The sequence below is a fragment of the Acinetobacter sp. MF4642 genome, assembly GCF_002018925.1.
GTDB lineage: Bacteria > Pseudomonadota > Gammaproteobacteria > Pseudomonadales > Moraxellaceae > Acinetobacter > Acinetobacter johnsonii.
In genome coordinates this window covers 1-866 of the sequence record NZ_MVON01000085.1, presented here as the reverse complement: position 1 = coordinate 866, position 866 = coordinate 1, and the positions used below count along the sequence as shown (strand labels likewise).

Sequence of the window (866 nt, the reverse complement as noted above, 5' to 3'; positions counted from 1 at the left end):
GCCGTTGTTGTATTCCAATGCCGTGCCGGTATCGGTGCCCACGATCGCTGTGCCATTGCTCAGCGTTGGGTTAAATACGATCGGACCTGAACTTGGATTGCTTAAGCTGACCGTAAATACTTCATACGGATCGGTGCCTTCGGTTGCCGTCACGTTGTTGACTGAAATCGTCGGGACCGCATCGTCATTGGTGATGGTGCCGGTACCGGTGGATCCGCCGATGGTTAAGGTTGTGGTTTCGTCTGCCTCATGGATGCTGTCTTGCGTGGTTGTATAGCCCACGGTGAAGCTGGTCACGCCTGCAGGCACGGTGATTTGACCGGTGCCGGCATCGTAAGTCACGCCATTGCTAAACACCGCATTGGCCAAGGTGTTGTCGAAATCAGTGCCTGCCGTCGCGGTGTTGCCCGTTAAGCTGATCGCATAGCTTTGCGCGGTGCTCGATGGGTTGCTTAAGGTCACGGTGTGAACCAGGTTCGTGCCTTCAACTTGAGTGTTGTTACCCACGCTGATGGTCGGGACCGCATCGTCATTGGTGATGGTGCCGGTACCGGTGGATCCGCCGATGGTTAAGGTTGTGGTTTCGTCTGCCTCATGGATGCTGTCTTGCGTGGTTGTATAGCCCACGGTGAAGCTGGTCACGCCTGCAGGCACGGTGATTTGGCCGGTGCCGGCATCGTAAGTCACGCCATTGCTAAACACCGCATTGGCCAAGTGTTGTCGAAATCAGTGCCTGCCGTCGCGGTGTTGCCCGTTAAGCTGATCCCATAGCTTTGCGCGGTGCTCGATGGGTTGCTTAAGGTCACGGTGTGAACCAGGTTCGTGCCTTCAACTTGAGTGTTGTTACCCACGCTGATGGTCGGGAC

2 protein-coding genes are annotated in these 866 nt (G+C 56.0%); both read right to left on the bottom strand.

Annotated elements, in window-relative coordinates; all coding sequences use genetic code 11:
• A partial coding sequence (locus tag MF4642_RS16550) for a Calx-beta domain-containing protein (protein ID WP_202971253.1) occupies window positions 1-714 on the bottom strand: 714 nt, incomplete at its 3' end.
• Window positions 684-866 (bottom strand): hypothetical protein (locus MF4642_RS17245; protein WP_227518573.1); only part of this gene is annotated, 183 nt, incomplete at its 5' end. The genes MF4642_RS16550 and MF4642_RS17245, both read right to left, overlap by 31 nt.